This window comes from Kitasatospora sp. UYEF31 (genome assembly GCF_057291755.1).
Map to the genome: position 1 here is coordinate 76,868 of NZ_JBXAWK010000004.1, position 21,299 is coordinate 98,166.

At 69.8% G+C, this 21,299-nt stretch carries 38 protein-coding genes and 1 pseudogene; 7 read left to right on the forward strand and 32 right to left on the reverse strand.

Annotation, left to right across the window (positions count from 1 at the left end):
* Positions 1–34: 34 nt before the first annotated feature.
* From AC0Z36_RS03060 to AC0Z36_RS03095, 8 genes are all read right to left on the reverse strand, one after another.
* Positions 35–667: a hypothetical protein gene (locus tag AC0Z36_RS03060; protein ID WP_485461071.1), complete on the reverse strand. Its 633-nt coding sequence runs from the start codon at positions 665–667 to the stop codon at positions 35–37.
* A gap of 29 nt (positions 668–696) precedes the next feature.
* Entirely contained in the window at positions 697–1,317 is a 621-nt protein-coding gene (locus tag AC0Z36_RS03065; RefSeq protein ID WP_485461072.1) for a hypothetical protein, read from the reverse strand.
* A 51-nt stretch (positions 1,318–1,368) separates the two neighbouring features.
* Positions 1,369–2,853 (reverse strand): DNA cytosine methyltransferase, encoded by a 1,485-nt coding sequence (locus AC0Z36_RS03070; protein WP_485461073.1) that lies wholly within the window; start codon positions 2,851–2,853, stop codon positions 1,369–1,371.
* A gap of 403 nt (positions 2,854–3,256) precedes the next feature.
* Positions 3,257–3,514 carry a hypothetical protein gene (locus AC0Z36_RS03075; RefSeq protein ID WP_485461074.1) on the reverse strand — a complete coding sequence of 86 codons (258 nt, stop codon included), beginning with the start codon at positions 3,512–3,514 and terminating at the stop codon, positions 3,257–3,259.
* A complete protein-coding gene (locus tag AC0Z36_RS03080) occupies positions 3,511–3,696 on the reverse strand; it encodes a hypothetical protein (protein WP_485461075.1) in 186 nt (61 codons plus the stop codon). The genes AC0Z36_RS03075 and AC0Z36_RS03080 overlap by 4 nt, the downstream gene beginning before the upstream one ends.
* Positions 3,693–4,004, reverse strand: coding sequence for a hypothetical protein (locus AC0Z36_RS03085; RefSeq protein WP_485461076.1), 312 nt, complete (start codon positions 4,002–4,004; stop codon positions 3,693–3,695). Before AC0Z36_RS03085 ends, AC0Z36_RS03080 begins: the two co-directional genes overlap by 4 nt.
* Positions 4,001–4,570 (reverse strand): ATP-binding protein, encoded by a 570-nt coding sequence (locus AC0Z36_RS03090; protein ID WP_485461077.1) that lies wholly within the window; start codon positions 4,568–4,570, stop codon positions 4,001–4,003. Before AC0Z36_RS03090 ends, AC0Z36_RS03085 begins: the two co-directional genes overlap by 4 nt.
* Complete coding sequence (locus tag AC0Z36_RS03095) at positions 4,567–5,490, reverse strand: helix-turn-helix domain-containing protein (RefSeq protein WP_485461078.1); 924 nt, start codon at positions 5,488–5,490, stop codon at positions 4,567–4,569. The genes AC0Z36_RS03090 and AC0Z36_RS03095 overlap by 4 nt, the downstream gene beginning before the upstream one ends.
* 234 nt (positions 5,491–5,724) lie before the next feature.
* On the opposite strand from AC0Z36_RS03095, the gene AC0Z36_RS03100 reads away from it, so the two are divergent.
* Entirely contained in the window at positions 5,725–5,901 is a 177-nt protein-coding gene (locus AC0Z36_RS03100; RefSeq protein WP_485461079.1) for a hypothetical protein, read from the forward strand.
* Between the two features lie 64 nt (positions 5,902–5,965).
* Here the strand turns inward: AC0Z36_RS03100 and AC0Z36_RS03105 are convergent, their stop codons facing one another.
* The 21 genes and pseudogenes from AC0Z36_RS03105 to AC0Z36_RS03205 all read right to left on the reverse strand — a co-directional run bounded on the left by AC0Z36_RS03105 (position 5,966) and on the right by AC0Z36_RS03205 (position 13,417).
* Complete coding sequence (locus AC0Z36_RS03105) at positions 5,966–6,238, reverse strand: hypothetical protein (protein ID WP_485461080.1); 273 nt, start codon at positions 6,236–6,238, stop codon at positions 5,966–5,968.
* Between the two features lie 80 nt (positions 6,239–6,318).
* The gene (locus tag AC0Z36_RS03110; RefSeq protein WP_485461081.1) at positions 6,319–6,507 is read right to left on the reverse strand and encodes a hypothetical protein; all 189 of its coding nucleotides are present in this window, start codon (positions 6,505–6,507) and stop codon (positions 6,319–6,321) included.
* Positions 6,508–6,535: 28 nt separating this feature from the next.
* On the reverse strand, positions 6,536–6,793 hold the full coding sequence (locus AC0Z36_RS03115) for a WhiB family transcriptional regulator (RefSeq protein WP_485461082.1): 258 nt from the start codon (positions 6,791–6,793) through the stop codon (positions 6,536–6,538).
* Positions 6,790–6,987 (reverse strand): hypothetical protein, encoded by a 198-nt coding sequence (locus tag AC0Z36_RS03120; RefSeq protein ID WP_485461083.1) that lies wholly within the window; start codon positions 6,985–6,987, stop codon positions 6,790–6,792. The genes AC0Z36_RS03115 and AC0Z36_RS03120 overlap by 4 nt, the downstream gene beginning before the upstream one ends.
* Positions 6,971–7,117 carry a hypothetical protein gene (locus AC0Z36_RS03125; RefSeq protein WP_485461084.1) on the reverse strand — a complete coding sequence of 49 codons (147 nt, stop codon included), beginning with the start codon at positions 7,115–7,117 and terminating at the stop codon, positions 6,971–6,973. Before AC0Z36_RS03125 ends, AC0Z36_RS03120 begins: the two co-directional genes overlap by 17 nt.
* 106 nt (positions 7,118–7,223) lie before the next feature.
* Complete coding sequence (locus AC0Z36_RS03130; RefSeq protein WP_485461085.1) at positions 7,224–7,439, reverse strand: hypothetical protein; 216 nt, start codon at positions 7,437–7,439, stop codon at positions 7,224–7,226.
* Positions 7,436–7,669, reverse strand: a complete 234-nt coding sequence (locus AC0Z36_RS03135; RefSeq protein ID WP_485461086.1) for a hypothetical protein — start codon at positions 7,667–7,669, stop codon at positions 7,436–7,438. The genes AC0Z36_RS03130 and AC0Z36_RS03135 overlap by 4 nt, the downstream gene beginning before the upstream one ends.
* A 2-nt stretch (positions 7,670–7,671) precedes the next feature.
* Complete coding sequence (locus tag AC0Z36_RS03140) at positions 7,672–7,986, reverse strand: hypothetical protein (RefSeq protein ID WP_485461087.1); 315 nt, start codon at positions 7,984–7,986, stop codon at positions 7,672–7,674.
* The gene (locus AC0Z36_RS03145; protein ID WP_485461088.1) at positions 7,983–8,864 is read right to left on the reverse strand and encodes a hypothetical protein; all 882 of its coding nucleotides are present in this window, start codon (positions 8,862–8,864) and stop codon (positions 7,983–7,985) included. The genes AC0Z36_RS03140 and AC0Z36_RS03145 overlap by 4 nt, the downstream gene beginning before the upstream one ends.
* A complete protein-coding gene (locus tag AC0Z36_RS03150; protein WP_485461089.1) occupies positions 8,861–9,754 on the reverse strand; it encodes a PD-(D/E)XK nuclease-like domain-containing protein in 894 nt (297 codons plus the stop codon). The genes AC0Z36_RS03145 and AC0Z36_RS03150 overlap by 4 nt, the downstream gene beginning before the upstream one ends.
* On the reverse strand, positions 9,751–10,011 hold the full coding sequence (locus AC0Z36_RS03155) for a hypothetical protein (protein WP_485461090.1): 261 nt from the start codon (positions 10,009–10,011) through the stop codon (positions 9,751–9,753). Before AC0Z36_RS03155 ends, AC0Z36_RS03150 begins: the two co-directional genes overlap by 4 nt.
* Positions 10,008–10,217 carry a hypothetical protein gene (locus tag AC0Z36_RS03160; protein ID WP_485461091.1) on the reverse strand — a complete coding sequence of 70 codons (210 nt, stop codon included), beginning with the start codon at positions 10,215–10,217 and terminating at the stop codon, positions 10,008–10,010. The genes AC0Z36_RS03155 and AC0Z36_RS03160 overlap by 4 nt, the downstream gene beginning before the upstream one ends.
* Positions 10,214–10,453 (reverse strand): annotated as a pseudogene (locus AC0Z36_RS03165) (helix-turn-helix domain-containing protein); the annotation flags it as partial. The gene AC0Z36_RS03160 and the pseudogene AC0Z36_RS03165, both read right to left, overlap by 4 nt.
* A gap of 131 nt (positions 10,454–10,584) precedes the next feature.
* A complete protein-coding gene (locus tag AC0Z36_RS03170) occupies positions 10,585–10,938 on the reverse strand; it encodes a hypothetical protein (RefSeq protein ID WP_485461092.1) in 354 nt (117 codons plus the stop codon).
* Positions 10,926–11,123, reverse strand: coding sequence for a hypothetical protein (locus AC0Z36_RS03175; RefSeq protein ID WP_485461093.1), 198 nt, complete (start codon positions 11,121–11,123; stop codon positions 10,926–10,928). Before AC0Z36_RS03175 ends, AC0Z36_RS03170 begins: the two co-directional genes overlap by 13 nt.
* Positions 11,120–11,536: a hypothetical protein gene (locus tag AC0Z36_RS03180; protein WP_485461094.1), complete on the reverse strand. Its 417-nt coding sequence runs from the start codon at positions 11,534–11,536 to the stop codon at positions 11,120–11,122. The genes AC0Z36_RS03175 and AC0Z36_RS03180 overlap by 4 nt, the downstream gene beginning before the upstream one ends.
* Positions 11,533–11,778: a hypothetical protein gene (locus AC0Z36_RS03185; protein WP_485461095.1), complete on the reverse strand. Its 246-nt coding sequence runs from the start codon at positions 11,776–11,778 to the stop codon at positions 11,533–11,535. Before AC0Z36_RS03185 ends, AC0Z36_RS03180 begins: the two co-directional genes overlap by 4 nt.
* Positions 11,779–11,807: 29 nt before the next feature.
* Positions 11,808–12,038, reverse strand: coding sequence for a hypothetical protein (locus AC0Z36_RS03190; protein ID WP_485461096.1), 231 nt, complete (start codon positions 12,036–12,038; stop codon positions 11,808–11,810).
* A gap of 73 nt (positions 12,039–12,111) precedes the next feature.
* Positions 12,112–12,930 carry a BRO family protein gene (locus AC0Z36_RS03195; protein WP_485461097.1) on the reverse strand — a complete coding sequence of 273 codons (819 nt, stop codon included), beginning with the start codon at positions 12,928–12,930 and terminating at the stop codon, positions 12,112–12,114.
* Positions 12,931–12,993: 63 nt separating this feature from the next.
* Entirely contained in the window at positions 12,994–13,206 is a 213-nt protein-coding gene (locus tag AC0Z36_RS03200; RefSeq protein WP_485461098.1) for a helix-turn-helix transcriptional regulator, read from the reverse strand.
* Complete coding sequence (locus AC0Z36_RS03205) at positions 13,148–13,417, reverse strand: helix-turn-helix domain-containing protein (RefSeq protein WP_485461099.1); 270 nt, start codon at positions 13,415–13,417, stop codon at positions 13,148–13,150. Before AC0Z36_RS03205 ends, AC0Z36_RS03200 begins: the two co-directional genes overlap by 59 nt.
* A gap of 165 nt (positions 13,418–13,582) precedes the next feature.
* Between AC0Z36_RS03205 and AC0Z36_RS03210 the strand changes: the two genes are divergently transcribed.
* From AC0Z36_RS03210 to AC0Z36_RS03220, 3 genes are all read left to right on the forward strand, one after another.
* A complete protein-coding gene (locus AC0Z36_RS03210; RefSeq protein ID WP_485461100.1) occupies positions 13,583–14,032 on the forward strand; it encodes a helix-turn-helix domain-containing protein in 450 nt (149 codons plus the stop codon).
* A gap of 443 nt (positions 14,033–14,475) precedes the next feature.
* Positions 14,476–15,561: a tyrosine-type recombinase/integrase gene (locus AC0Z36_RS03215; protein WP_485461101.1), complete on the forward strand. Its 1,086-nt coding sequence runs from the start codon at positions 14,476–14,478 to the stop codon at positions 15,559–15,561.
* A 340-nt stretch (positions 15,562–15,901) separates the two neighbouring features.
* Entirely contained in the window at positions 15,902–16,345 is a 444-nt protein-coding gene (locus AC0Z36_RS03220) for a hypothetical protein (RefSeq protein ID WP_485461102.1), read from the forward strand.
* Here the strand turns inward: AC0Z36_RS03220 and AC0Z36_RS03225 are convergent.
* From AC0Z36_RS03225 to AC0Z36_RS03235, 3 genes are all read right to left on the reverse strand, one after another.
* A complete protein-coding gene (locus tag AC0Z36_RS03225) occupies positions 16,329–17,129 on the reverse strand; it encodes an SDR family NAD(P)-dependent oxidoreductase (protein WP_485461103.1) in 801 nt (266 codons plus the stop codon). The genes AC0Z36_RS03220 and AC0Z36_RS03225 overlap by 17 nt on opposite strands.
* A gap of 243 nt (positions 17,130–17,372) precedes the next feature.
* Positions 17,373–17,855 carry a hypothetical protein gene (locus tag AC0Z36_RS03230; protein WP_485461104.1) on the reverse strand — a complete coding sequence of 161 codons (483 nt, stop codon included), beginning with the start codon at positions 17,853–17,855 and terminating at the stop codon, positions 17,373–17,375.
* 508 nt (positions 17,856–18,363) lie between these two features.
* Positions 18,364–19,038 (reverse strand): HPP family protein, encoded by a 675-nt coding sequence (locus AC0Z36_RS03235; protein WP_485461105.1) that lies wholly within the window; start codon positions 19,036–19,038, stop codon positions 18,364–18,366.
* Positions 19,039–19,222: 184 nt separating this feature from the next.
* Here AC0Z36_RS03235 and AC0Z36_RS03240 point away from each other — a divergent pair, with 184 nt between their 5' ends.
* The 3 genes from AC0Z36_RS03240 to AC0Z36_RS03250 all read left to right on the forward strand — a co-directional run bounded on the left by AC0Z36_RS03240 (position 19,223) and on the right by AC0Z36_RS03250 (position 21,221).
* A complete protein-coding gene (locus AC0Z36_RS03240; RefSeq protein WP_485461106.1) occupies positions 19,223–19,885 on the forward strand; it encodes a CGNR zinc finger domain-containing protein in 663 nt (220 codons plus the stop codon).
* A 281-nt stretch (positions 19,886–20,166) separates the two neighbouring features.
* Positions 20,167–20,544 (forward strand): LysR family transcriptional regulator, encoded by a 378-nt coding sequence (locus tag AC0Z36_RS03245; RefSeq protein ID WP_485461107.1) that lies wholly within the window; start codon positions 20,167–20,169, stop codon positions 20,542–20,544.
* A 254-nt stretch (positions 20,545–20,798) separates the two neighbouring features.
* Positions 20,799–21,221 (forward strand): cupin domain-containing protein, encoded by a 423-nt coding sequence (locus AC0Z36_RS03250; protein ID WP_485461108.1) that lies wholly within the window; start codon positions 20,799–20,801, stop codon positions 21,219–21,221.
* The last annotated feature ends 78 nt before the right edge of the window (positions 21,222–21,299 follow it).

Genomic DNA, 21,299 nt, shown 5'->3' on the forward strand with positions numbered 1-21,299 from the left:
GTTCCGACACTTGAGTCGCAGTTGTGTCGGCCCGTCACACCGCTGCGATGAGCGCGTCGGCGTACATCTCGTACTCGTCCTGGTCCATGGCGGTGCCGCAGGCCCGGCACCTGACCTCGTCGGTGCCGTCGCGGCGGCCCAGGGCGATGTGGGAGCACTGCGGGCAGGGGGCTGCCAATGGTTGGTACTCGGGTCCGCCGCCGATGAGGCGGTCCGCGACTGCCGCCAGGGTGAGGATTTCCTGGCCGAGGTCTTGAGCGAACGGGGCGCTGAGGGCGGGGGTTTGGTGGCGTGTGAGGTAGGTGGCGGCGGTGCGCAGGTCGCGTCCGTCGTGGCGGTGTGACGGGTCGGGCCAGCGTGGTGTGTGGCCGACGTGTTCGCCGACGAGGTTCGCCCAGGAGCAGACGGTGCGGAGCATCTCGTCGGCGTGCTCCACCTCAGGGCTCAACGTCCCCGCGCTGGCCCGGGACGATCGTTCCGGCCTTGCCCGGGTGGCGAGTTCGGTCGTGTCCGCCAGGGCGGTGTACAGCTCGTACAGGCGGCTGACGGCCCCGCCGATACGGACCTGGCAGGACAGGCACCAGTCGGGTTGTCCGGGGGCGGGCTCGCGGTGCCGGCCGGGGCAGGGCGGGAGTTCGGCCTCGTGGGCTGCGTCTGCGGTGGTCACGGTGCCTCCGGGGTTGCGCGGCGAACCGGTCAGGTGGTGCGGCAGGTGGGGCATTCCTGGCGGACGTCGGGCAGTGGGTGGCCGGCGACGGCTGTGTTGATCTCGGCTTCGGTGGCGTCGCCGACGGACCGGTTGCAGCCGTTGCAGTGGCGTTTGAGGCGGACGTTGGTGGCGGCGGTGGTGCGGGTGGTTTTTCTGTCGGGGGTGTCGGGCCGCCGGTGGGTGTCGGCGTGCGCGAGGCCTGCGGCCAGGTCGCTGTCCTTCTGGGTGTAGACGAGGTGGTCCAGCCACAGTTCGATGCCGGTGCCTGCGTGGCCTACGGGTGGGGAGTCCCAGCCGCAGGAGCAGTGCAGGTGGTGGGCCTGCCACGTGGGTGTGTGCTGGGTGAGGGCGGGTGCGTGTTCCGGGCAGAGGTAGCCGTGGACGGCGTTGCACCGCAGCCATCCGGGGCCCAGCGCCATGAGGTCGGTCTCGGACCAGCACCCGAGGTACTGGCAGGTGCGGCGGGTGGTGCCGTGGGTACTGCGCCGCCGGGCGTCTTCGAGGGCGGCGGTGAGGCGGCCGATTTCGGCGAGGAGGTCCGGCACGTCCGTGTGTTCGGCGGCTGCGTCGGCTCGGGCCCGGATGGCGTCGAGGTCGAGGTAGGTCATGTGGTGCTCCTGGGTGGGGGCCCGGCGGCTGGTGGGCCGCCGGGCGGGCGGTCATGCGGCCGGTACTGGGCTGGACAGCGGGTCGACGGCTTCGCCGGTGAGGGCTTCGACGGCCATGGCGATGAGGTCGCGGGCGGTGTTGGGAGTGACTGCGTTGCCGAGCATCTGCACGCGCGTGCGCTTGTCCTGCGGCGTGAGGATGTAGTCGGCGGGGAATTCCATGGCGGCTTGGTACTCGTGGGGTTCGAGCATCCGGAACCGCATGTCCTCCGCCGCGGTGACCTGGCCGCCGTACAGGGCGCCGCACCGTTCGACGGTGGTGACGGTGGGCAGGGGCCGGTCTGCGGTCTGTGCGGCGGCGGTGGAGTAGTACGGGACGATCATGTTCGGGGCGGTGACGACTCCGTGGTGGTTGCCGCCGGCGCAGACGGTCGCCAGGGGGGCGGTAACGGCGCGGTGGGAGGAGGAGCCGCCGCGGAGTTCGACCATGTACGGGGCCAGGGCGATGCCGGTCTCGTTGCGGGTGGAGCAGGTGCGCATGGGCCCGTCGACGGACAGGGGCTGCTTGCCGTCGCGGCCTTCGACGGGTACCAGGTAGGGGCGGGTGAACTGGTCGAATCCGGCGCGGATGCGGCGCATGGTCGCCGGTTCGAGGGCCCGCATCCCGCGTTCGGCCCGGTCCTTGATGGCGGTGGCGGGCAGCGTCCAGTCGACGATTTCCGCGGCCGGGCGAACAGTAGGTTCGATGACGGCGTTGCGGCAGGAGGTGTGCGGGCAGCGCCACACGTACTGGTTGCGGGCCCCGTATTTGCCCCACGGCCGCAACGGGCTGCACAGGGCCGTCGTCTTCCAGCCCTGCAGGGCGCGGACGGTGCCGTGCTGGGGGCAGTGGGCGGAGGGCCGCAGCCATTTGTCGAAGTCGGGTGGCTGGGCGGTCTTTTCGGGCAGCCAGAACACGTCGTATTTGCGGTCGCGGGTCTGTGCGGCGCCGCGGCCGGCCGCCTGGGCGTGCATGGAGTTGAGGTACACCGGGCGGTGCTCGTAGCCCCAGGCGGTCATGGTGCTGAGCCAGGCGTCGTAGACGGCGCCGCGGTTGTTCTTCGGCCCCCACCAGCGTGATTCGACGACGTTCTCGACGATGACGACGGGATACCGGTGGGCTTCGGCGAAGCGGGGGACGTCCCACATGGTGGCGCGGGAGCGGATGGCGGCCTCGTTGGTGCCGTCGGGGGCGAACAGGCCGTCGTCCCATTCGCCGTGGGCGCGTTTGGTGCCGCGGGCGTTGGAGTGGTTGGTGCACTCGGGTGAGGCCCAGAGGATGTCCGTGGCGGGATAGCGGGTGGGGATGACTTGGGAGATGTCGGCGCAGTCGTGGCGGGTGTCGGGGTGGTTGGCCTGGTGGGTGTCGATGGCGTGCCGGGCGTGGTTGGCGGCCATGGCGACGCGGACGCCGGGGATCTGGACGGCGCCGGTGGATGATCCTCCGGCTCCGCAGAACAGGTCGGTGAGGGTGAGCACTGTGGGCTCCTGCTTCACGAGGTGGTGGGTTGTTCTGCGTGCTGGTCGCAGTCCCAGGGGTGGCCGGTGCGGGCGCGAAAATCAGCCAGCAGTACGGGGATGACGGTCGCCCCGTGGTTGATCTCTGCGGCGCGGACTTTGGGGCCGCCTTCGGTGAGGGTGAGGTGGGCTTTTTTTCGGGGTGTCGAGGCGTTGGCCTCCGGCGGTGGCGGTGGTGGCTGCGGTGATGCAGCCGCAGTGGCGGCGGAGGAGCCAGCCGCAGTCGGCGAGGGGGTGGTGGGTGCCGTCGATTTCGAGGGTGGGTGTCATGGGTGACTCCTGCGTCTGGGGTGCGGGCGGGGCGTGAAGGGGCCTGTGTGGCCGCGTGGCGGCCTGTTGGGTTCGATTAGTTCTGGAGTGCCGGACGGTTGCTGAGCATGCATTAGGCGGACTCCTGTGGCTCCGGCTTGCGGTTGGGGCGTGCGTACGACGCCTCGATGCGGGCCGCGATCAGTCGTGCGTCCCTCGGCATGGCCCGGGGTTTCGTCGTCAGCGGGTTGACGCCCTGGGCGATGCGGACGACGCGGCAGGCCAGGTCCCGGGCGGACACGTCCCCGCCGGCGAGGGCGAACAGGATCACGTCGTACACGTCGCGTTCGACGTCGGTGAGCGGCTGGCGGTTGGGTGCGGTGGCGGTCATGCGCGGCGCTCCTGAGTGGTGGCGTGGCGGGCGGCGGGTGTGATCTCCCAGCCGTGGGCGTCGAGTTCGGCGAGGACGGCTCCGGTTGCGGTGTGCGGGTCCAGGTGCCCGCGCGGGGCAGGTCGGGTGAGCCAGTCCTCGAGGGCGGCGCGGACGACAGCCAGGGCGGCGTCCGGCGTCACGACGCGGTCCCGTCGGTGCCCCGCACCCGCTGCTCGGCGGCGGCGACCAGGGCGAGCAGTGCGGTCCGGACCGGCGAGGCGTTGTGGGCGCCGTTGAACGTGTCCGGCGGGATGAACCCGTTCCAGATCCGCGGATCGCTGTGGCTCAGCGGCCGTTCGCGGAGCCGGGCGGCGAGGTCCGGGTGCGCCAGGACGAGGGCGCGCCGGCGCTCGCATTCGTCCAGGCCCTGCCGGAAAGCGATCATCAGCGTGTGGGTCATGTCGCCGTCGGCGAGGAGTGCGCGAACGTCCTGGTCGGTGAAGTTCACGCGGCCCTCCGGCGGTCCTGGCCGGGGATGACGACACGGGTGCACATCTCCGTGAGGCGGGAGGCGATGCGGTCGCCCAGGACGTCGGCGAGCTGCGTCGGCGTGACGTTGCTCGTGAAGACCGTCGGGGTGCATTCCTGGTACCGGTGGTTGATCAGCCGGTAGGTGACCTCCTCGGTCCAGTCGGTGTGCTTGGCCGCGCCGATGTCGTCGATCAACAGCAGTGGGCACTGCGCGACCTTGCGGAACTCGGTGGCGGAGTCGGTGTCCTGGCGGGGGCGCAGGTCGGCGTACAGGTCGGCGGCGGTGGTCGCCCGCCAGTCGGTGGGGCGGACGGTGGCGACGGCGGCGCGGACCGCCCCGAACGCCTGGTAGGTCTTGCCGACGCCGGTGGGGCCGAGCAGCAGCAGTGAGGGGCAGGTGCGGGGGTCGTCGCGGTAGTCGGCGGCCCAGGCGACGACGTCGGGCAGGTCGGCGTGGGCGGTGGTGTAGCGGCGGGGGAACAGTCGGTCGCAGCGGTCGAGGGCGCGGCGGATGCGCCAGTCGGGTTCGGGTGTGGGCGTCATGGGGTGTCTCCGCTCTTGATCTCTTCGTAGTAGGCGTCGTCCGATGCGGGGTTGCGGAACGGCTTGTGGCCTCCGGTCGCGCCGGTCTCGGTGCGGTTTTCTTCGGGGGTGGGGATGTAGTCGTCGTAGCGCTCGCCGTTGAGCCAGGTCGCGGGGTGGGGGATGTATTGCTGTGCGGTGTTGCACAGGCGGGTGTGGGCGGCGTAGCGGGCGGCGACGGCAGCGAGTTCGTCGGGGTTCTGGCCGTTCTTGACGGCGGCGGCGAAGGCCTTGCGGGCACTGCCCTTGGCGACCTTGCGGGGGTACGTGGACCAGAAGGCGTCGAAACCGTCGGCGGCCGGTCCGGGGGATGTGTCCGGGGGGTTCGCGCGGGGTGTGTGTTCTTTAGAAACAAACAAAGGACGGTTCATAGACGGTTCGGGCGGCGCTGAGTGCGTGACGGCCGCACTCTGAGTGCGTGACATAGGGGATGTCACGTCGTCTGAGTGCGTGACTGTCGCGGACTCTGAGTGCGTGACCGTCACGTCGTCTGAGTGCGTGACGCCCTTGTCGCGGGACCGCCGCTTCCTCTCGGCGGCCGAGGACCGGTCGCGTTCCTCCGCGGCCTCCAGCTCCGACCAGTCCGACGCGGGCCGGACCTTCGCCATCGCCAGCCGGTAGCGGACACAACCGTTCACCACGCCGTACGCGGACACCAGCCCGCCGCTCTCCAGACGGCGCAGTGCCCGCTGCACCGTCCGCCGGTCGTACCCGGTCCGGTACTGGATGCGCAGGACCGACGGGCGGGCGTCGCTGCCGTCGGAGTGCGCGTGCTCGGCCAGGGCCTGCAGGACGTGCCGGGCCGTGGAGTCCGGCCTGCCCTTGTCGGTGAGCAGCATGGGTGCCTCGTCCATCGCCCACTGCGTGGCCTCGATGCTCAAGAAGGTCTTCTTTCGGGTCGCGCAGGACGTCAGAGGACTGCGGGTGCGGGCCATCAGGCGCGTGTCCCCTTCTGTTGCAGGAGCGGAGGCGTGCAGGGTTGAGCGGGTTGATCAGAAACACTGATCGCATATGCAAAACGCTACCATCATGCAGGCCGAAACGCATATGCGTTACGCGTGCGATGAACCGCCGGAGTGTCGACTTGGACGCAATGCGTGGGCTAGTCTTTTGCCATGGCAACCACCCGCGAACCCATGGCGAACCGCGTCTTCCGGCTCGACACCGAGACGTGGGACACCTACGCCGAGGTGTGTGCCGACAAGGGCCTGTCCCGCTCGGACGACCTGCGCGTCTACATCAAGCGCGAAGTGGCTGCCCACCGAAAACGCCTGCGCGAGCAGCAGTCCTGACACGTCCCCTCCTTCCCGGGCCCGGCCGAACGGCCGGGCCTTCGTCACGTACGGGCCGTACGGGTCAGGTGTTGTTGGCGGCGGTGTGGAACCCACGGGAGGCGGCGGCGAGGCCGGTACGGATCGCGCGGAGTTCCGCGCCGATGTCCGGGTCGTCCTGGGTGAGGCCGGCGCGCTCCAGCAGTGGGCCGACGGCATCGGCGAGGTGGTCGAGCGTGTGGCCGAGGTTCCTGAGCGCGGCGCGGGGGTCGTCGCTTTCGGGGATGACGCCCGGTTCGTTGAGGGTGTGCGCGGATTCGCGGATCAGGTCGGTGTGCCAAACGGTGGTGCGGGTCATGGGTGTCCTGTTCTCGCGGGTGCCGGGGTGGTTGGTGCGGGGTCCGGCGGGGTCGGTGCCGCCCGCCGGACCCCGGGCTTTCAGGAGCCGCCGGGGAGCTCTCCGGCTTCGGCGTCGGTCATGAGACCGGAGGCGAGGCCCGCCTCGATGGCGGCGTCGACCGTTTCCTTCGCGTGCTCGGCCTGACGCTGGTTCTCGCAGTCGCAGGGCCAACCGCCCTCGACACGCTCGGCGTCGCAGTCGTCGTAGTGGTCGTAGTGGTCGGTCATTGGGTCCTCCGGTCGTTGTGTGTCGGTCTCAGGCCGCGGTGCGTGCTCGGTTCCGGGCGGCGCGGCGTTTGAGGGACCGGCGTTCGTCCTCACTCATGCCGCCCCAAACTCCGGCGTCCTGTCCGGTTTCGAGGGCCCACAGCAGACAAACTTCCTCGACGGGACACCGACGGCAGACCGCCTTCGCCTCCTCGATCTGCAACAGGGCCGAGCCGGTGTTGCCGACAGGGAAGAACAACTCCGGGTCTTCGTCCCGGCAGGCAGCTACGTGTCGCCAGTCGCTCATACGGCCCTCCTCGGGCAAGTCTTCTTGTGATCAGGGATGAGCGTCTGGACGAGGTCGATGACGGCGTACCGGCCGTCGGCGAACCGGCCCCAGCCGCAGGGGCATTCGAACCAGGCGCGGGCGAGCGGACTGTCGAGGTCCTTCACCTGGAAGCCGTTCAGGCAGGCCGGCGGCGGGTCAGTCGGAACGTGCATCGCGACGGGCCCGGTCGCGTTCTTCGGTGACTTCGCGCAGCTCCTCGAGGACGTCGTCGGCGAGGGTCCGCTCCCGGTCGAGATCCGCTAGGAGGTTGCGGAGCCGTCGCGTACGGATGATGCGGATCACGCGGCACCGTCCTGGAACTCGTCGGGCCGTGCGGTCGCGCACAGCGCCCACAGGACTCCCCACGCTCCGACGTGGAGCACGGCCAGGCCGATCAGCAGCGCGGCCATCACAGGGACCTCGGCGGCGCCGCACAGTGGCAGCACTGCCCGTCGCGGTGCAGCCGGAGCACACCCAGCTCAGCGAGGCACGGGTCCTCGGTGTAGCCGTCCGGCCACAGGTGCAGCGGCAGCACGTCCGCGAGGCTGACGGCCACGTCCCGCACGCCGATGGCAGGGATGGCGACCGTCGGATCGTCACGGGTAAGCAGCTCGACGGGGATCACGCCAACCCCCCGAGAGCCGCGGCACGGTCGTCCGCCGGCCAGTGCTGCGCGACCGGGACGTCCGGCCCGGCGTACAGCCCGGCGGCGAGGACCGGCTGGGCTCCGGCGAGGGCGAGCATCGCGTGCGCCTGCGCCCGGGCGGCCCTTGCGACGACGTCCCCGCCGGCAGGGTTCTGAGCGGCCAGCTTGAGGATCCGCTCCGCCTCGCGGTAGTGCTCGATCGGGGTCATGATCAGTTCCCTTCTTTGCTGTGGTCGGGGTGCTGGTCGAAGTGGTCGACCAGGTAGGCGAGATCGGCGAGCAGGGCATCCACGGCATCGCGTTCGGCGATCCACCGGGCGAGCAGCTCGGGCGACGGCCCGCCTGCGATGTCCGCCTCGAGGGCGGCCCGGTCGGTGTCGGCCTGGGCGGCGCGGGCGTCCCGCCGGCGGACGACGTCGACCCACGCGGGGTCGATCTTCACGACGGGCTGCTGCGGCACCAGGTGCAGGACCCGCAGCACCCCCAGCGCCACATCAGCAGCGGCATCCACCCACGGGGCGGTCACGACTCACCGCCAGGCCGCGCGGTCGACGGCCACTGCGCGGGCTCCGGCGACTCGACAGGATCAGCGGGCGGGGACACTTGGGCCTGGACCTCGGCCACAGTCACCCGCCGCTGAGGGAACTCATCGTCGACCGTGACCTCGCCCCGGTCGATGCTCTTGAACATCACGCCCAGCTGGGCGACGTCATGCTCCGTCCACTTCCCCGACGGCCGGCCGAACTTGTCCTCGATCCGGTCGGAGGTGATCCCCAGGCCCTCGAACGCCCGGATGGCGTCAGCGATGCGCTGCGGCAGTGGTTTACCGCCGCCGTCCCGCAACGTCCTGGCGCACAGCTCCTTGGCTTCTTCCACGAACCACAGGGGCAGGATCGCGAAGATCGCCTCCCGGACCCTGCGGGCCCCGTTGTTGGCGTTGTTCTCGTAGATATCCCGCATGTCGGTGAGTTCCTTGACGCCGGTCTTGGTGTCGCGGCGATGCGGAACGATGAACGTCGAACTGTTGCGGGAGTTGGTCTGGACGTCCCACGCGAAGGCCCGCATCTCGGACTGGCCGTAGCCGTCGTCACGCCGCATCTCGACGAGGCCGTACTCGACGTTGCCCCAGCAGCGGGCCAGCTCCCGGGCCAGGTGCACGGACGGTCCGGACACCGTCTGCCCCGCGCGGGGGAACCGGAAGAACGCCTTCTCGGCGAGGGCCGTCTGCTGGCTCGACTGCCGCATTTCGGCGACGGCGGCCTGGATGTTGCGCGGGCACTGCTGGGCGACGACGACCGCCGCCTGGACCTCGGCGACCGCACGGGACTGCTCGACCGCGGTGGCCTGCCCGATCCGCGCGGGCGTCGGTGCTGCGGGTGTGTGGGGTTCGGCGGAGTGGTTCACCGTGTCTCCTCGTGGAAGCGGTTCTCTGCCCAGGTCGGGATGCCGATGACTTCGATGTCGTCGCTGTAGCCGGGCCAGTGGTCTTCGGCCGTGCAGTGGTGGTAGACCTCCAGGGCCCTGCGGTTGAGGGCCGCGCCGATGCGCATCGCCACCGGGTCCGGCTGGACGACCGTCACCAGGTACGGCGGGGTCTTGTCCTGGAACACGAAGACGAACGCGGCGTCCCGGCCTGCGAGTTCGAGCGCCTGGACGGCGTCGAGATACCAGGCGGCCTGCTGGTGGTAGCCGTAGTCGTGCATCGACTTCTGGAGGGCGTCCGGCGCGGCACTACGCGTGGTCTTGTAGTCGGGCACGATCAGACGCCCCGGGCCGGGGTGGGGAAGCCAGTCCGGACGGGCCCGCCTCCACACGCCGGTCGGTCCGTCCTGCCAGAACAGGGACTGCTCGGGCCGGCCGCTGCCCGGCGCGAACAGACTGCGGGCGACGGGGTGGCCGTGGAGCGCTTCGGCCATCGCGACGACCTGCTCGTAGTCGGCGGTCAGGAGAGGGACAGCGCCCTGGTCGCGGGCTTCGTCGCGCTGCTGCTGCGCGGCTTTGGTCCGCCAGTCGGCGGCGTCGACCACGATCAGCTGGGGGCCGTCGCCGAGGACCAGGTGGTGCGCGGCCTGGCCGAAGTCGAAGCAGTCCTTGTAGTGCGGCGGGTTGTCCTGCTCGTACCGGAACAGGGCCGGGCAGCTGGGGGCGTGGAGTTTCCGGGCGCCGGACGAGGACAGGGACTGGCGGCAGGCGTGGTACTCCTGCGCGGGCATCCCGTCGTAGACGCCGGCTTGGAGAGGCTGGGGCCCGGGGGCCGCCCCCATGACGGGGGCGGCCAGTGCGGTGTCGGTCATCCGGCATCACCGCGGACGATGCGCTGGAGGTTCGCGACGCCGTGCGGGGTGTACTGCACCAGGCGGACCGCGTCCACGTAGTGTGGGAAACCCAGCCGGAGACGGGCCTGGTTGTCTTCGTCGGCCCAGTCGATCAGTTTGATCAGCTGCCGGGTGAAGTCCCCGGCCTCGTAGCCGCCGTGTCCGAAGTGCGCCAGGACGTGCGCGGCCACTTCGTCCGGGACCAGGCTGTTCGTCTCATCGGGCGTGGGGGTCACTGGGTCGCCTCCGTGGTGGTGGTGCGCAGCAGGTGGGCGTGGTCGCGGGCGGCGATGTGCGCGGCAGCGGCGACTGTCACCGGACAGCTGACGCACTCGACGCCGCGGTCCATGCCGGGTGCGGTCCGGAACCACTGGCGGCAGCTGGGGCAGATCCGCTTCACCCGCTCGTCCACCGGGAGCTTGGGCGGGGCGTGGCGGATCATGCCGCCTCCCGGGCGTCCGGCGCGGGCAGGACGTCCTCGTCCGTCAGCAGCCCGCGGGCGAACCCCAGTCCGACGGCATGCGCCCGGTCGCGGGCACCGAGCTTCCTGAACAGCCGGCGTGCGTGGGACTTGACCGTGTCCTCGCAGAGGAACAGCTCCCGGCCGATCTCTGCATTGCCGAGGCCGCGCGCCATACCGAGCAGGACCTGCTCCTCACGGCGGGACAGGTCCACCGCCCGGGCCGGCGCCCGCAGTCCGGCGGTGACGCCGTGCACCAGCGCGGCGACCTGGCCGGCGGTCAGGTCGATGCCCCGGTCCTGGCAGGTGGAGATGATCCCGTCGCGGACGCGGTCGTACATCGCGGAACTCACGCTGCCTCACCGGCCAGGCGCTCGGCGGCGTACCGGGCGGCCAGGTCGGTGACCGCGCGCCGCCAGTCCTCCACGCTGACGTCCGCGCCCCACGGGACGTCCATCGCCTCGTTCGCGGCCTGGAGCATCGCGATCTGGTGCTGCATCAGGAGGACGGCCTGGGCGTCGCGGCTGGCACGGACCACAGCCCGGCCCCGCTCCACCAGCTCGGACAGCTCCGCGATGCGGCGGCCGAGCGGCCTGAGGTCGGCGTCGTGCTCGATCCGGGACCCGGCCCGGCCGGTGCTGTGGCCGTCGGTGTAGCTCTTGTTCATCAGGTCGGCGAGCCGCCGACGGGTCATGAAGCGCACGAGTCCTCCTCGATGGGTGCGGGGGTGGAGCTGAGCCCGAGCGCGTCCAGCAGCCCCAGCTCGTCGGGAACGTCACGGGCCATGCGGGCCACCAACCGCCGGACCGCGGCGGCCCGTTCCACGTGCGTGGCCGCGAGAAAGACGGTGATCTCCGGGATCTGGTCACGGGCCGTCGACAACGTCACGACGACACCCACTGTGCGGCGGCCAGTGCCGCCCGAAGGCGCTCGACTTCAGCAACGAGGTCCGGAACATCGGTCCGGGCACGGGCGATGAACTCGGCGATGTACTCGCCGTAGTCGGGGATGGTGGCGATCAGTCCCGCGTCCGGATTGTCGGTCGGGTAGCCGATGAGCCAGCTGTTTCTGCCGTCTGCGAGCTCGTACGTCCAGGGCCCGGGGTAGTACGGGATGGCGTTCTTGATCGGCACGAGGTCGAGCGGCTCCGTCAGTCCCTCGGCGACGTCACTGACCCCTGCCAACAGCCCGGCCTTCGCCAGAGCTTCGGCGATGTTGTGGGCAGTGTCGTCAGAGTCGTCGCCGATCAGGCCACAGGCGATGATGTGCTGGGCCTGGGCGATCCGGTCGGCGTCGGTCATGACACACCGCCGTCCGCTGCCCAGGTGTACGTCGCCGACGCGTCGAGCGACTCGACCGGGCGGGTACTGACGGCCGTCAACACGTGCCCACAGCCGAGCAGTGCCCGCAGACTCTCCACCTGCCGCGCGGCGACGGTCAGCTCCGTCCGTCCGTAGCCGCCGGGCTCCGCGAACACCAGGGTCAGCGACCCGTCAGCCTCCGTACGGACACCGTCAAGAACCGCGCTCTCTGTGATCGTCACGAACCGCCGCTCCAGCGGCTGACCCGCCCTCACGACGACACACCCTCACGCCGCGGCTGACCGGGACGGGCCGCACGCTCCCGCTCCAGGTGCCCGACGGCCTTCACGACGGCCTCGGTCAGCCACTCCCGGGCCGTCTGGCTGAGTTCACACACATCCAGGACGGACTGCACACCGCCGATCAGCAGGGTGACCTGCGCGTCGAGCTGACCGACGTGGTACGGCCACTGGCAGTCCGGCGGGTTGTAGTCTTGCTTCACGATCACCATCTCCTTGAGAGTTGTTGTGGTGGTCAGCGGGTCGCGTCCTGAGCCGACGTGGCCCGCACTTACGTCAGAATGGGAAGCCGTCCAAAGCGGCGGCGTCGGCGATCGCCGAGTCCAGCTCCGCCTTACGCCGCGCGATCCGCTTCTGGATCAGATCCACACCCGCCGGCCGGACATAGAGCGTGTAGTGGGAACAACGGCCCCACGTGTGCTCCACCGGGTGCTCAATCGACCGGAAGTGCTGCGCGTGACTGGCGTAGAAGTCCCAGACCGTCACGCCACACAGCGCCTCACGGGCGAAGATGAACTTCTCCTCAACGAGGAAGCGGCGGAGGCCCTGCTGCCGCCAGGCCAGGAGCTTGGCGACCTCGCGGACCAGGCGCTCACCTGACTGCGCGGACAGGTAGGTGTCGTGCGCGACTGCCTTCGGCTCCAGTTCACGGAGTTTCGCGTCGGCGGCGACCAGCTGCTCGGCGGTCCGGACGAACTGGGTAGCCATCGCCAGGACGCCGGCCGCAGTGGTGATGTCCGGAAGCGCGGGCGCCGGGGGAACGACGGAGTACGAACCCGTCCGGCGAATCGACGGGATGACTTCGCCGGTGATCCAGCGGCGGAAGGCCCGCGCCTCGGGCTTTCGGCTGTCGAGGATTAGGTCGTACAACCCCGATTCGTTGGCCGCATAGGCCTGCTGGCGTCGGCCGAGGGAATCGGTGACCTCGATGGTGTCGAGGTCATCGGCGTTCAGCCGCCGCGCAGCGTCGGACGGGTTGCCGATGCCGAGGACGCGACAGAGATCCGCGATTACGAACCGCGGCTCGCCGTCGACAAGCGCCATGCGGACGTCCTGACCGGTGGCGGGGAATGTGAACGGAACGATGTTGCTCATTGGTGCGCCTTTCGAAGATCAGCCGGAGGCCGGATCTGCGGCGCAGGGACGGCCGTGCTGTTTTCAGGCCGCGCAGCGGCGGGCGATTACGTCCCGGGAGATCTGGCGCTCCTCCCACAGGACGATGTCGGCGAGGCTGTACAGCACGTCGCGTCCGAAGCGCGTTCCGCGAGGCCCGTGGCCCCGGTGGCGCCACATGCGGATCGTCTGCGGCTGCTTACGCAGCCGCGTGGCCAGCTCCTTCGTCGTCAGATAGGGCGAGTCCTGCTCGCTCATGGGTGTGCTCCTCGTCTTCGTAGGCGAGGGTCTTGACCTTCGTCTTCAGCTGGTCCGCGATGCGTTTCAACACTTCGGGCTGAGGACTGGCCAGACCTCGCTCGATCCGGGACAGGTGCGAGGGGGACGTTCTCGCTGCTCGGGCGAAGTTCCGCAGGCCGAAGCCCGCTTCCTCGCGCATGCGCCGGATTCGGGATCCGTCCACTTGCACAACAGAGACGATACGCAACGAGACGTAACGATGCAAGTGACGATGCGAATCAACGCGTGACAAGTCCTGGCGTGTGCTGAATGTCTGGTTCCTGACGCGGAAGTCTGGGCTGTCGGCGGTATCTTGTTGCCTGTCGTTGCTGATCGTTGATCGTTGAGGGGACCTGTGGCTCTGACGCAAGATCCAGAGACGTGGGCTCGCCTGGGGCGGGCCATACGGAATGCGCGCCTGCGACGAGGCTGGGACCAGAAGCGACTGGCCGAAGTTGCCCAGGTGTCCACGAAATCCGTTTCCGATGCAGAGTCAGGCAAGGTCCCTAAGGCGCGGATGCCGTACACGCTGGCGCGAATCGCGCAGGCACTTGGCTGGTCAGAGGGGGCAGTGGATGCGATTCTCAACGGAAGTGACCTCGGCAAGGCGGACGCCATGATTGGCGGTTGGAGCCAGGTGCCGGCGCCGGTCGACTCGGCGGACATCGCCTCGCAGATCATCAGCTCGGCCATGATTCGAGCTGCTGACAACGTGACTGCTTCGGAGATCAGAGAGGCTACGGAGATGGCCCTGAGTGAGCTCCGTCGTCACGGTTTGTTGCCTCCCGTTGCTAACGGCGCGTAAAGCGAACTGCAATGAACTGGTCGCTTTCGTTGGAACTCTCACCTACGCTGACGACCTGTCGCGGGTGGGGGCACCCGATGGGGGGAGCAAGTACATGCCGGAACAGACGCGTGACGAAAGCGCCGTCGTCATCGCATGTCCGCTCGGACGCAACATCGCCGCGTGGACCGGAACGGTGAACCGAACGCCTGTGGCCGTGATCAATGAGGCTGCCGGGATCGACCCAGATTTGTACGCCCAGGCGTGTGCGCAGGTGGCGGCTGCTGGTATCCACGTGGATCTTCGCGAGGTGCTTGATGGGGTACGTACTCGACCGATGGCACAAACAGAAACCCGGCCCTGGAGAGCCCCAGTGTGCTGAGCACAAAGGCAAAGTGCCGACCCTTGCTCATGGGAAAGGGAAGCGCTGGCAGTCCCGCTATGACGGTCCGGGCGGGAAGGAGGTGGCGAAGCTCTTCCGGACGCTGGTTGAGGCGGAGCGCTACTGGCAAGATGAGGAATCGAAGGTCCGTCAGGGGAAGTGGATCGATCCGAAACGTGGTGAAGTCACTGTGTGTGATTTCGCTACAGAGACGTGGCTTCCCAGCTGCGATGTGATTCCTCGTACGCTCAAGGAGTATGCGGGGGTTATTCGCCGGTACGTTGCTACGTCGTCGTTCGGTGGCCTGGAGATCGGTTCGGTCCTGCCGTCCCACGCCAGGCGCTGGCAGGCGGACCTTCGGACCAAGCACGGATTGGGCGCGAACACCCGGGCACGCATCGTCCGTCAGGTCAGCAGCATCTTTACGATGGCGCGTCTCGACCGCCGGATTTCCGTCAGTCCGTTCGAAGAGGTCGACCCGCCCAAGTCGCAGCAGAATGAGGCACATCCGCCGTCTGTTGAGGAAGTGCGACGGATGGTCGACCATGCGCACAAGCCGTTGTGGGCGGCGATGATCGAAGTGGATGCGCAGACTGGGATGCGGTCTGGGGAGTTGCGAGGTCTGGTCGTGGACCGGATCAACCGGAAGGCGATGACGATCCGCGTTGATCAACAACTTGTACACGAGCCGGGCCGCGGGTTCTACCTAGATGAACTCAAGACGCCGGCCTCGCGCCGAACGCTGCCTATCACCCAGCAGACGCTTGATTGCCTAGATGGGTGGATGAAGCGCCATCCACCCATTGAAGACGGCCACCTGAAAGGTCTGATCTTCACTCTCCCCAACCGGCGGGCAGTTTTGGAGTCGTCGGGGGACTGGGCGATCAAGGCGATCGGGCGCAAGGCGGGCATCGGCTGGATCTCTTGGCATCAGCTCCGGCACCACTATGCGAGTGTGCTGATCGCGTGGGGTGAGAGCGTGAAGGTCGTTCAACGGAGACTCGGGCACAAGAAGTCCAGTACGACGCTGGAGATCTACGCGCATCTGTGGGCGGAGTCCGAGGAGAAGACGCGGGCGGTTCTGGATGAGGCGTGGAAGGAAGATCTTTCCCAGCGGGCGGAAGAATCCCGGAAAGCCAAGCCGAGGAGACACGTCTTGCGCAGGTAGATCCATGATCTGGAACATCTGGCTTGGATGTTCCAGGCGGAGAACCAGAGCTGAGGTCGTACGGCCTTCTCTTCGGTTTTCCAGCACTCGCCGCCCGGCGCGGTGGACCCCACCCGGTCCGCCCGCCGGGCGGCGGCGTATCCGGCGTATCCGGCGGGTTCGGCCGTGCCGGGATGCGCCGATGATTCACTGAGAGCACTTTTTCTGTCACTTTGCGTCGCGACACGCAGAGCCGAACGGGTGAAAGATGGATCAAGGGCTGGTCTGACCGGATGGCCGCGGCGCAATGTGGGGACTTCACCATCAGGGCCTCTCATGAGGCCCGAGGAGGTGGACGGCCATGGATACGGTCGCAGAACACCTCGGCGGCGCAGAGCGTCCTGAAGACCAGCGCCCCGGACCGCAGCACTCCGAAGCGGAGCACTCCGAAGTACAGCGCCACAGGCCGCAGCAGTACGGGCCGCAGCGCCCCGTACGGGCGGCGTCCCCCCTCGCCCGCCTCGCCGCGCAACTGTTCACCGGACCCGTGCGGGAGCGGGCCCCCGCAGTCTGGCTCCTGACAAGCCTCCTCACCCTGGCCTGGTGGGTGGCCCTGGGCTGGTCGCTGCGCGACGGCGGCATGACCGCGACGTCGGCGACGGTCGTCGTCGGCGGCTGGGGCCTGGGGTTCCTGCCGGTGCACTGCGCCAGGCGACTGCGCGGAGCCGCCGGAGGACTGCCCCGCCAGCGCCGCGCGGCGACCGACTGCGAGCAGTGCCGGAAAGTCGTCACCAGGGCATCGTGACGCCGCCGTTGGGCCGCAGGATCTGCCCGGTGGTGAACTTGGCGGCGTCCGAGGCCAGATAGGCGACGGCGTACGCGATGTCCTCCGGCTGGCCCACCGCGTTCAGCGGCGACATCCGGCGCATCGGCCCTGAAACGGCCTCCTTGCGGCCCTCGTCCTGATCGCCGTCCTCGTCGGTCCAGTGCCGCCCGGTCATACCCGTGACGGTCCAGCCCGGGGCCACGGCGTTGACCCGGACGCCCTGCGGGCCGACCTCGGTGGCGAGGGTCTTGGTCAGCTGCACCATGGCGGCCTTGGCCGCGCCGTAGCACAGCAGTCCCGCGTTGGCGGTGTCCACGGCGCTGGACGCCATGTTGATGATGCTGCCGCCGTGCCCCTGCGCCACCATCACCCTCGCCGCCGCCCGGCAGCCGAAGAACGCACCCTTGAAGTTGACCGCCAGGACCCGGTCGAGGTCGGTCTCGTCGGTCTCCATGACGGTGCTCATGTGCATGATCCCGGCGATGTTCGCCATCACGTCGAGCCGCCCGTACGTCGCGACGGCACCGGCGACCAGAGCCTCGACGCTGGCCGCGTCCGCGACGTCGACAGTGGCGGCCGTGCCGGTGCAGCCGGCCCCGGCGATGGACTCCGCGGTCGCGTCGGCACCGGCGGCGTTGAGGTCCGCGCACACCACGGACGCGCCCATCTCAGCCAGGACCAGGGCACTGCTGCGGCCGATGCCGCTGGCCGCGCCGGTGACCACGGCGACCCGTCCGGTCAGGTCGAGAGCCTTGTGCAGCACGGTGCGCCTCCGCGGGTCGTCGGGTCGTCTCGCCGGGTGACCGTACGGCCGGACAGCCTTCGGATCACCGACGGGGCGACCGTACGAATGTTCTGACGAACAGTCAACGGAGGTGCTCGGTAACGGGGGTCACCCGGCGTCCAGAGGCCCCGGGCGGCAGGCCGGTCCGGGGCCCGGGGCTGGGGGAGGGGAGTGCCTGGTGGCCGGGGTGGCCGGGGTGGCCGGGCGGGGAGCGCGCGGCGCTCAGGGCTGCCCGGCCCGTTCCTGGTCGTGGCACTGCCGCCAGGTGCTCGAACCCGGCGACAGGAGCCCGTGGTCGGCGAGCTGGTCGCAGACACTGCGCGGGGCCTGGCCGGCGGCTGGCTGCTGCGGCGTCCGGTCCGGCGCGGGCCGGGGCGGACGGGGCTGCGCCGGCCGGGCCGGTGCCGTGTTCCGGGCCGGGACCCGGCCGGCGGGTCCGTCGGGGCCGCCGCCGAGGCTGCGGACGAAACCGGCCGGCGCGTCCGCGGCTGTCACCACCACCGGACCGGCGGCGTCCGCCGGGCCGTGCGGGCCGGGCGGAGCGGGCACGGGTGGTCCTGGGCGGGCCGCGGGAGTCTGCGCCGCGGGGGGTGTGTCCGTACGGTCGACTCCGGCCGGTGGCCGTGGCGCCGCCGTCACAGTGGCGCAGCCCGTGGCCGCGAGGAGGAGGAACGGCAGTGCGTACTGCCGCAGGCGCGTGCTCACAAAGGGGACCCTGCCGTCGCTGGGTTGTCGCCCGGCTGGGGAATGCGGGCAATGCCTACGCAGACGACCGGGGCCGCCCCGGGTCACCGGCACGGGGCGGGATTCGCCCGAAGGAGTGGCGCCGGCCGGTGCCGCGGCAACGGTGGCGCCAGCTGCAACGGCAGCGACCGGCCCGCCCCTCCGTGCGGCCAGGAGCGCGGAGGGTACGGACCGGCCGGGTACTGCATTTTTTTTCCCCCTACCGTGGCGCGTGCAGGGTCGCCACGGGCGGCGGTTGTCCCGGAGAGGGCTGCCCTCCGGTAGACGCCATCCTGACTGGCCGGCATGACCGCAGTGTTTCGGGTATCGGGCGGGCAGGTAACAAATCGTCAGCGTTCATGTCGTGACGGTGACGCTTCCGCCCGGATCGTGCTCCTGGCGCCCTTCCCTCCCGCCGGTCAGCACGCCTGCTGCTCTTTACGCCTGCCGCTCTTCAGCTCTGTGTGTAACGGCTGATCATCGGACCGGCCTACCACCAGTAAGCCGGGTAGGGGGTGCTCTTGCCGCTGCGCCCCGCGAGGTAGCCGACCCCGATCAGGATCACGGTGGCCAGCAGCAGCAACGACAGGAAGCGGACCGGGGGCGGCCCGGTGAGGACTGCGATGACCGCAGTCGCAGCCGCCGGCGAGTGCGGCGTGCGGACCAGTGCCATGGCTCCGATGGCGAGCCCGCCCGCCACCGCCGCCGTCCACAGCGAACCGCCGCCCACGGCAAGGGCGATGAGGCCGACGGACGCCGAGACCAGCTGCCCGCCGACGACGTTCCTGGGCTGGGCCAGCGGGAGGGTGGGGGCGGCGAAGACCAGTGCCGCGCTGGCGGCCAGCGGCGGGATGAGCACCGGCGCGTCGATCGCGGCGCCGACGGCCACGAGGAGGAGTAGGGCCGCGACACCGGTCAGCGCGGCGATCGCGATGGTGGAACGCGGCGGCCGGGCCGGGGCCTTGCCGGTCAGTGCGGCGGCGACTCGGCGGGGGGCGGATTCGTGGGGTGCGGGTGCGAGTGCGTGGGGTGCGGGTACGTGGGGGATGGGTCCGTGTGCGGCGGGTTCGTGCACTCCGGGTCCGTGGGGGGCCAGCTGGAGGCGGGCGAACTGACGGGGAGTGAGTCGGCGGGGGCCGCCTTCAGGTGTGGACGTGATGGACATGGGTGCCTTCCGTGACGAGCGATCGGCGGAGTGCGGCGGGGGGTGGCGAGTGCCGGGCGGGGGCGGACCGGGGGTGGGCGGGGGGTTGGGTGGAGGTTGGGTGGGATCGAATGAACTAACGCTATATTAGGAGAATGTGCATTAATTTGGTGAGGGATTTCCATCAACGCGGCATGATGGAGTGATGAGGGACGTGACGAACCGGCAGCCGGAACAGCCGACGGTGGACCAGATGCCGCTGACCGGCGAGCCGTTGCCGCTGGAACTGGTGAACACCACCTACGTCAAGGGCGGCGTACGCGGTCATCTCGTCGACGCGCTCGCCACACCCGCGGACCTCGACCGATGGCTCGGCCGGCACCGGTCGCAGCTCAGCCCCGCGCTCGCCGGCGCGCTGGAGCCGGCCGGCCCGGCCCACGTCAACCGTTTCCTGGAACTGCGCCGCGCCGTACGCGACCTGGCGGCGGCCCGGACCTCCGGGCGGTGCCCGGACCCCGCGGACACCTGGGTGGTGAACGCGGCGGCCCGGTCGGCGGCCCACTGGCAGGAGATGCGCCCCGGGCCGGGCTTCGAGGCGGTGCCGCGCTGGCCGGAGACCGATCTCCTCCTGGTCGCCCTGGGGGAGATCGCGGTGGCGGCGGTGCGTCTGCTGGCCGGTGCGGAAGGCGATCGGGTGCGGGCCTGCCCGGCTCCGGGCTGCATTCTCTACTTCGTCAAGGGCCACGCCCGCCGGGAGTGGTGCACCGCGGCCTGCGGGAACCGGGTGCGGGTCGCCCGGCACAGTCGCCGCGCGCGGAGCGGGGACGGTACGGGGACCGCCGCGGGGCCGGGCGCTTCCCCGGCCTGACGGTGGGTTACGGCCGATCAGCCGACCGGATGGGAGTTGGGTGGGCGGGCGCCGGGCGGGCCGGTCCCGAGTCTCCTTCTCCGTCATAAACTAAGCGGCGTCGCCGTATCACCCGTTAGGCTGAGAGACGCCTCGGCGGGAGCCTGACTGGGGGACGCGGGTCTCCGCCGGGTGGGCGTTGAATTCCGGGACCCGACCCGCCAGTCCGCCGCAGGCCGCGGACGGACCTGTCGGGGTCCGGCGCGCCGGCAGGGTAGATCCTGTGTCCCACGGGGGGATCCATGACCGTTGACCTCGCACTTTATCAACTGCGGACATTTCGTGAGGTGGCCCGCCTCGGCAGCCTCACCAAAGCCGCCCGGAGCCTCGGATATGCGCAGTCAAGCGTTACGTCGCATATTCGATCTCTGGAATCCCAGATCGGCGTCCAGCTTGTGCGGCGACTGCCGCACGGCGTGTGCCTCACCGCGGCGGGCGAGATATTCCATGATTACACCGGGCGGATATTCCTCGTCCTGGACGAGATGGCCGGTGCGCTGGACCCGGCCGGGAAAAAGGAGCGCAGTGCCCCGGCGGGCGCGCCGGACCTCCTGGCTGAGCCCGGGGCCGCCGCGGACCCGCCGGGAGCTGGCACGCCGCTTGGGGTGATCCGGGAGTAGGGATATCCCTCGCCGCGATTCGGGAGTAGGGATATCCCTGAAATTCTGCCGGGCCGGAACCGAATACCGTTCCGGCATGTCCGCATTTCCTCGTATCAGCCCATCGGGAAAATCGATACCATATATCGAAGGATGCGCGGAACCAGTCCGGGCCCGGTTGCGTATTTTCTTGTTAAATAGTCCTCTCGGGGAATTGAGGGGAACTCCGGAAACGCTGGTCAATGATCAGCGTTCCTGCTGACAAGAGGTCGGTCATGTCTGATATCTCGTACATCGCGAATGTGTTCCGCAGTGGATTCGAACTGGGCGACCTTGAGTGGACCGCGTGGTCCGAGCCCGGCCGGGCCGGGGTCGAGCACCATGTGCTCTGGTCGCCGGACAAACCCGGCGAAGGGGACGAGGACGCGGCCGGCCTGCTCCTGCGCTTCCCGGCCGGCGCGCACGGCGACTTCCACGAACACCTCGGCTACGAGCTGATGCTGGTCCTGGACGGCGTGCTCGACCACAGTGACGGGATCTCCTACGTCAAGGGGGACCTGGTCGTCGAGGGCCCCGGCACCGAGCACCAGATGTCCAGCCGTACGGGCTGCACCGTCCTGGCGGTCCGGACGAAGCCCGCCGCCGCGCGTACTCCGCACAAGCCGCTCCGTCGGGTCGGCGTCACCGCGGCGCCCTGACCCGGGCCGACCGGGGTTCCGCGCCCGGGACCTGACCGGAGCGCACCACCCCGGCCCCCGGCCTGAACGACCAGTTCC

What these genes read in the sequence shown, in the direction of transcription:
- AC0Z36_RS03065 (WP_485461072.1), bottom strand. Translation starts at nt 1,317, where the DNA reads ATGACCTACCTCGACCTCGACGCCATCCGGGCCCGAGCCGACGCAGCC.
- AC0Z36_RS03075 (WP_485461074.1), bottom strand. Translation starts at nt 3,514, where the DNA reads ATGACCGCCACCGCACCCAACCGCCAGCCGCTCACCGACGTCGAACGC.
- AC0Z36_RS03090 (WP_485461077.1), bottom strand. Translation starts at nt 4,570, where the DNA reads ATGACGCCCACACCCGAACCCGACTGGCGCATCCGCCGCGCCCTCGAC.
- AC0Z36_RS03100 (WP_485461079.1), top strand. Translation starts at nt 5,725, where the DNA reads ATGGCAACCACCCGCGAACCCATGGCGAACCGCGTCTTCCGGCTCGAC.
- AC0Z36_RS03105 (WP_485461080.1), bottom strand. Translation starts at nt 6,238, where the DNA reads ATGACCCGCACCACCGTTTGGCACACCGACCTGATCCGCGAATCCGCG.
- AC0Z36_RS03110 (WP_485461081.1), bottom strand. Translation starts at nt 6,507, where the DNA reads ATGACCGACCACTACGACCACTACGACGACTGCGACGCCGAGCGTGTC.
- AC0Z36_RS03115 (WP_485461082.1), bottom strand. Translation starts at nt 6,793, where the DNA reads ATGAGCGACTGGCGACACGTAGCTGCCTGCCGGGACGAAGACCCGGAG.
- AC0Z36_RS03120 (WP_485461083.1), bottom strand. Translation starts at nt 6,987, where the DNA reads ATGCACGTTCCGACTGACCCGCCGCCGGCCTGCCTGAACGGCTTCCAG.
- AC0Z36_RS03135 (WP_485461086.1), bottom strand. Translation starts at nt 7,669, where the DNA reads ATGACCCCGATCGAGCACTACCGCGAGGCGGAGCGGATCCTCAAGCTG.
- AC0Z36_RS03150 (WP_485461089.1), bottom strand. Translation starts at nt 9,754, where the DNA reads ATGACCGACACCGCACTGGCCGCCCCCGTCATGGGGGCGGCCCCCGGG.
- AC0Z36_RS03160 (WP_485461091.1), bottom strand. Translation starts at nt 10,217, where the DNA reads ATGATCCGCCACGCCCCGCCCAAGCTCCCGGTGGACGAGCGGGTGAAG.
- AC0Z36_RS03180 (WP_485461094.1), bottom strand. Translation starts at nt 11,536, where the DNA reads ATGACCGACGCCGACCGGATCGCCCAGGCCCAGCACATCATCGCCTGT.
- AC0Z36_RS03195 (WP_485461097.1), bottom strand. Translation starts at nt 12,930, where the DNA reads ATGAGCAACATCGTTCCGTTCACATTCCCCGCCACCGGTCAGGACGTC.
- AC0Z36_RS03200 (WP_485461098.1), bottom strand. Translation starts at nt 13,206, where the DNA reads ATGAGCGAGCAGGACTCGCCCTATCTGACGACGAAGGAGCTGGCCACG.
- AC0Z36_RS03220 (WP_485461102.1), top strand. Translation starts at nt 15,902, where the DNA reads ATGGATACGGTCGCAGAACACCTCGGCGGCGCAGAGCGTCCTGAAGAC.
- AC0Z36_RS03235 (WP_485461105.1), bottom strand. Translation starts at nt 19,038, where the DNA reads ATGTCCATCACGTCCACACCTGAAGGCGGCCCCCGCCGACTCACTCCC.
- AC0Z36_RS03240 (WP_485461106.1), top strand. Translation starts at nt 19,223, where the DNA reads ATGAGGGACGTGACGAACCGGCAGCCGGAACAGCCGACGGTGGACCAG.
- AC0Z36_RS03245 (WP_485461107.1), top strand. Translation starts at nt 20,167, where the DNA reads ATGACCGTTGACCTCGCACTTTATCAACTGCGGACATTTCGTGAGGTG.
- AC0Z36_RS03250 (WP_485461108.1), top strand. Translation starts at nt 20,799, where the DNA reads ATGTCTGATATCTCGTACATCGCGAATGTGTTCCGCAGTGGATTCGAA.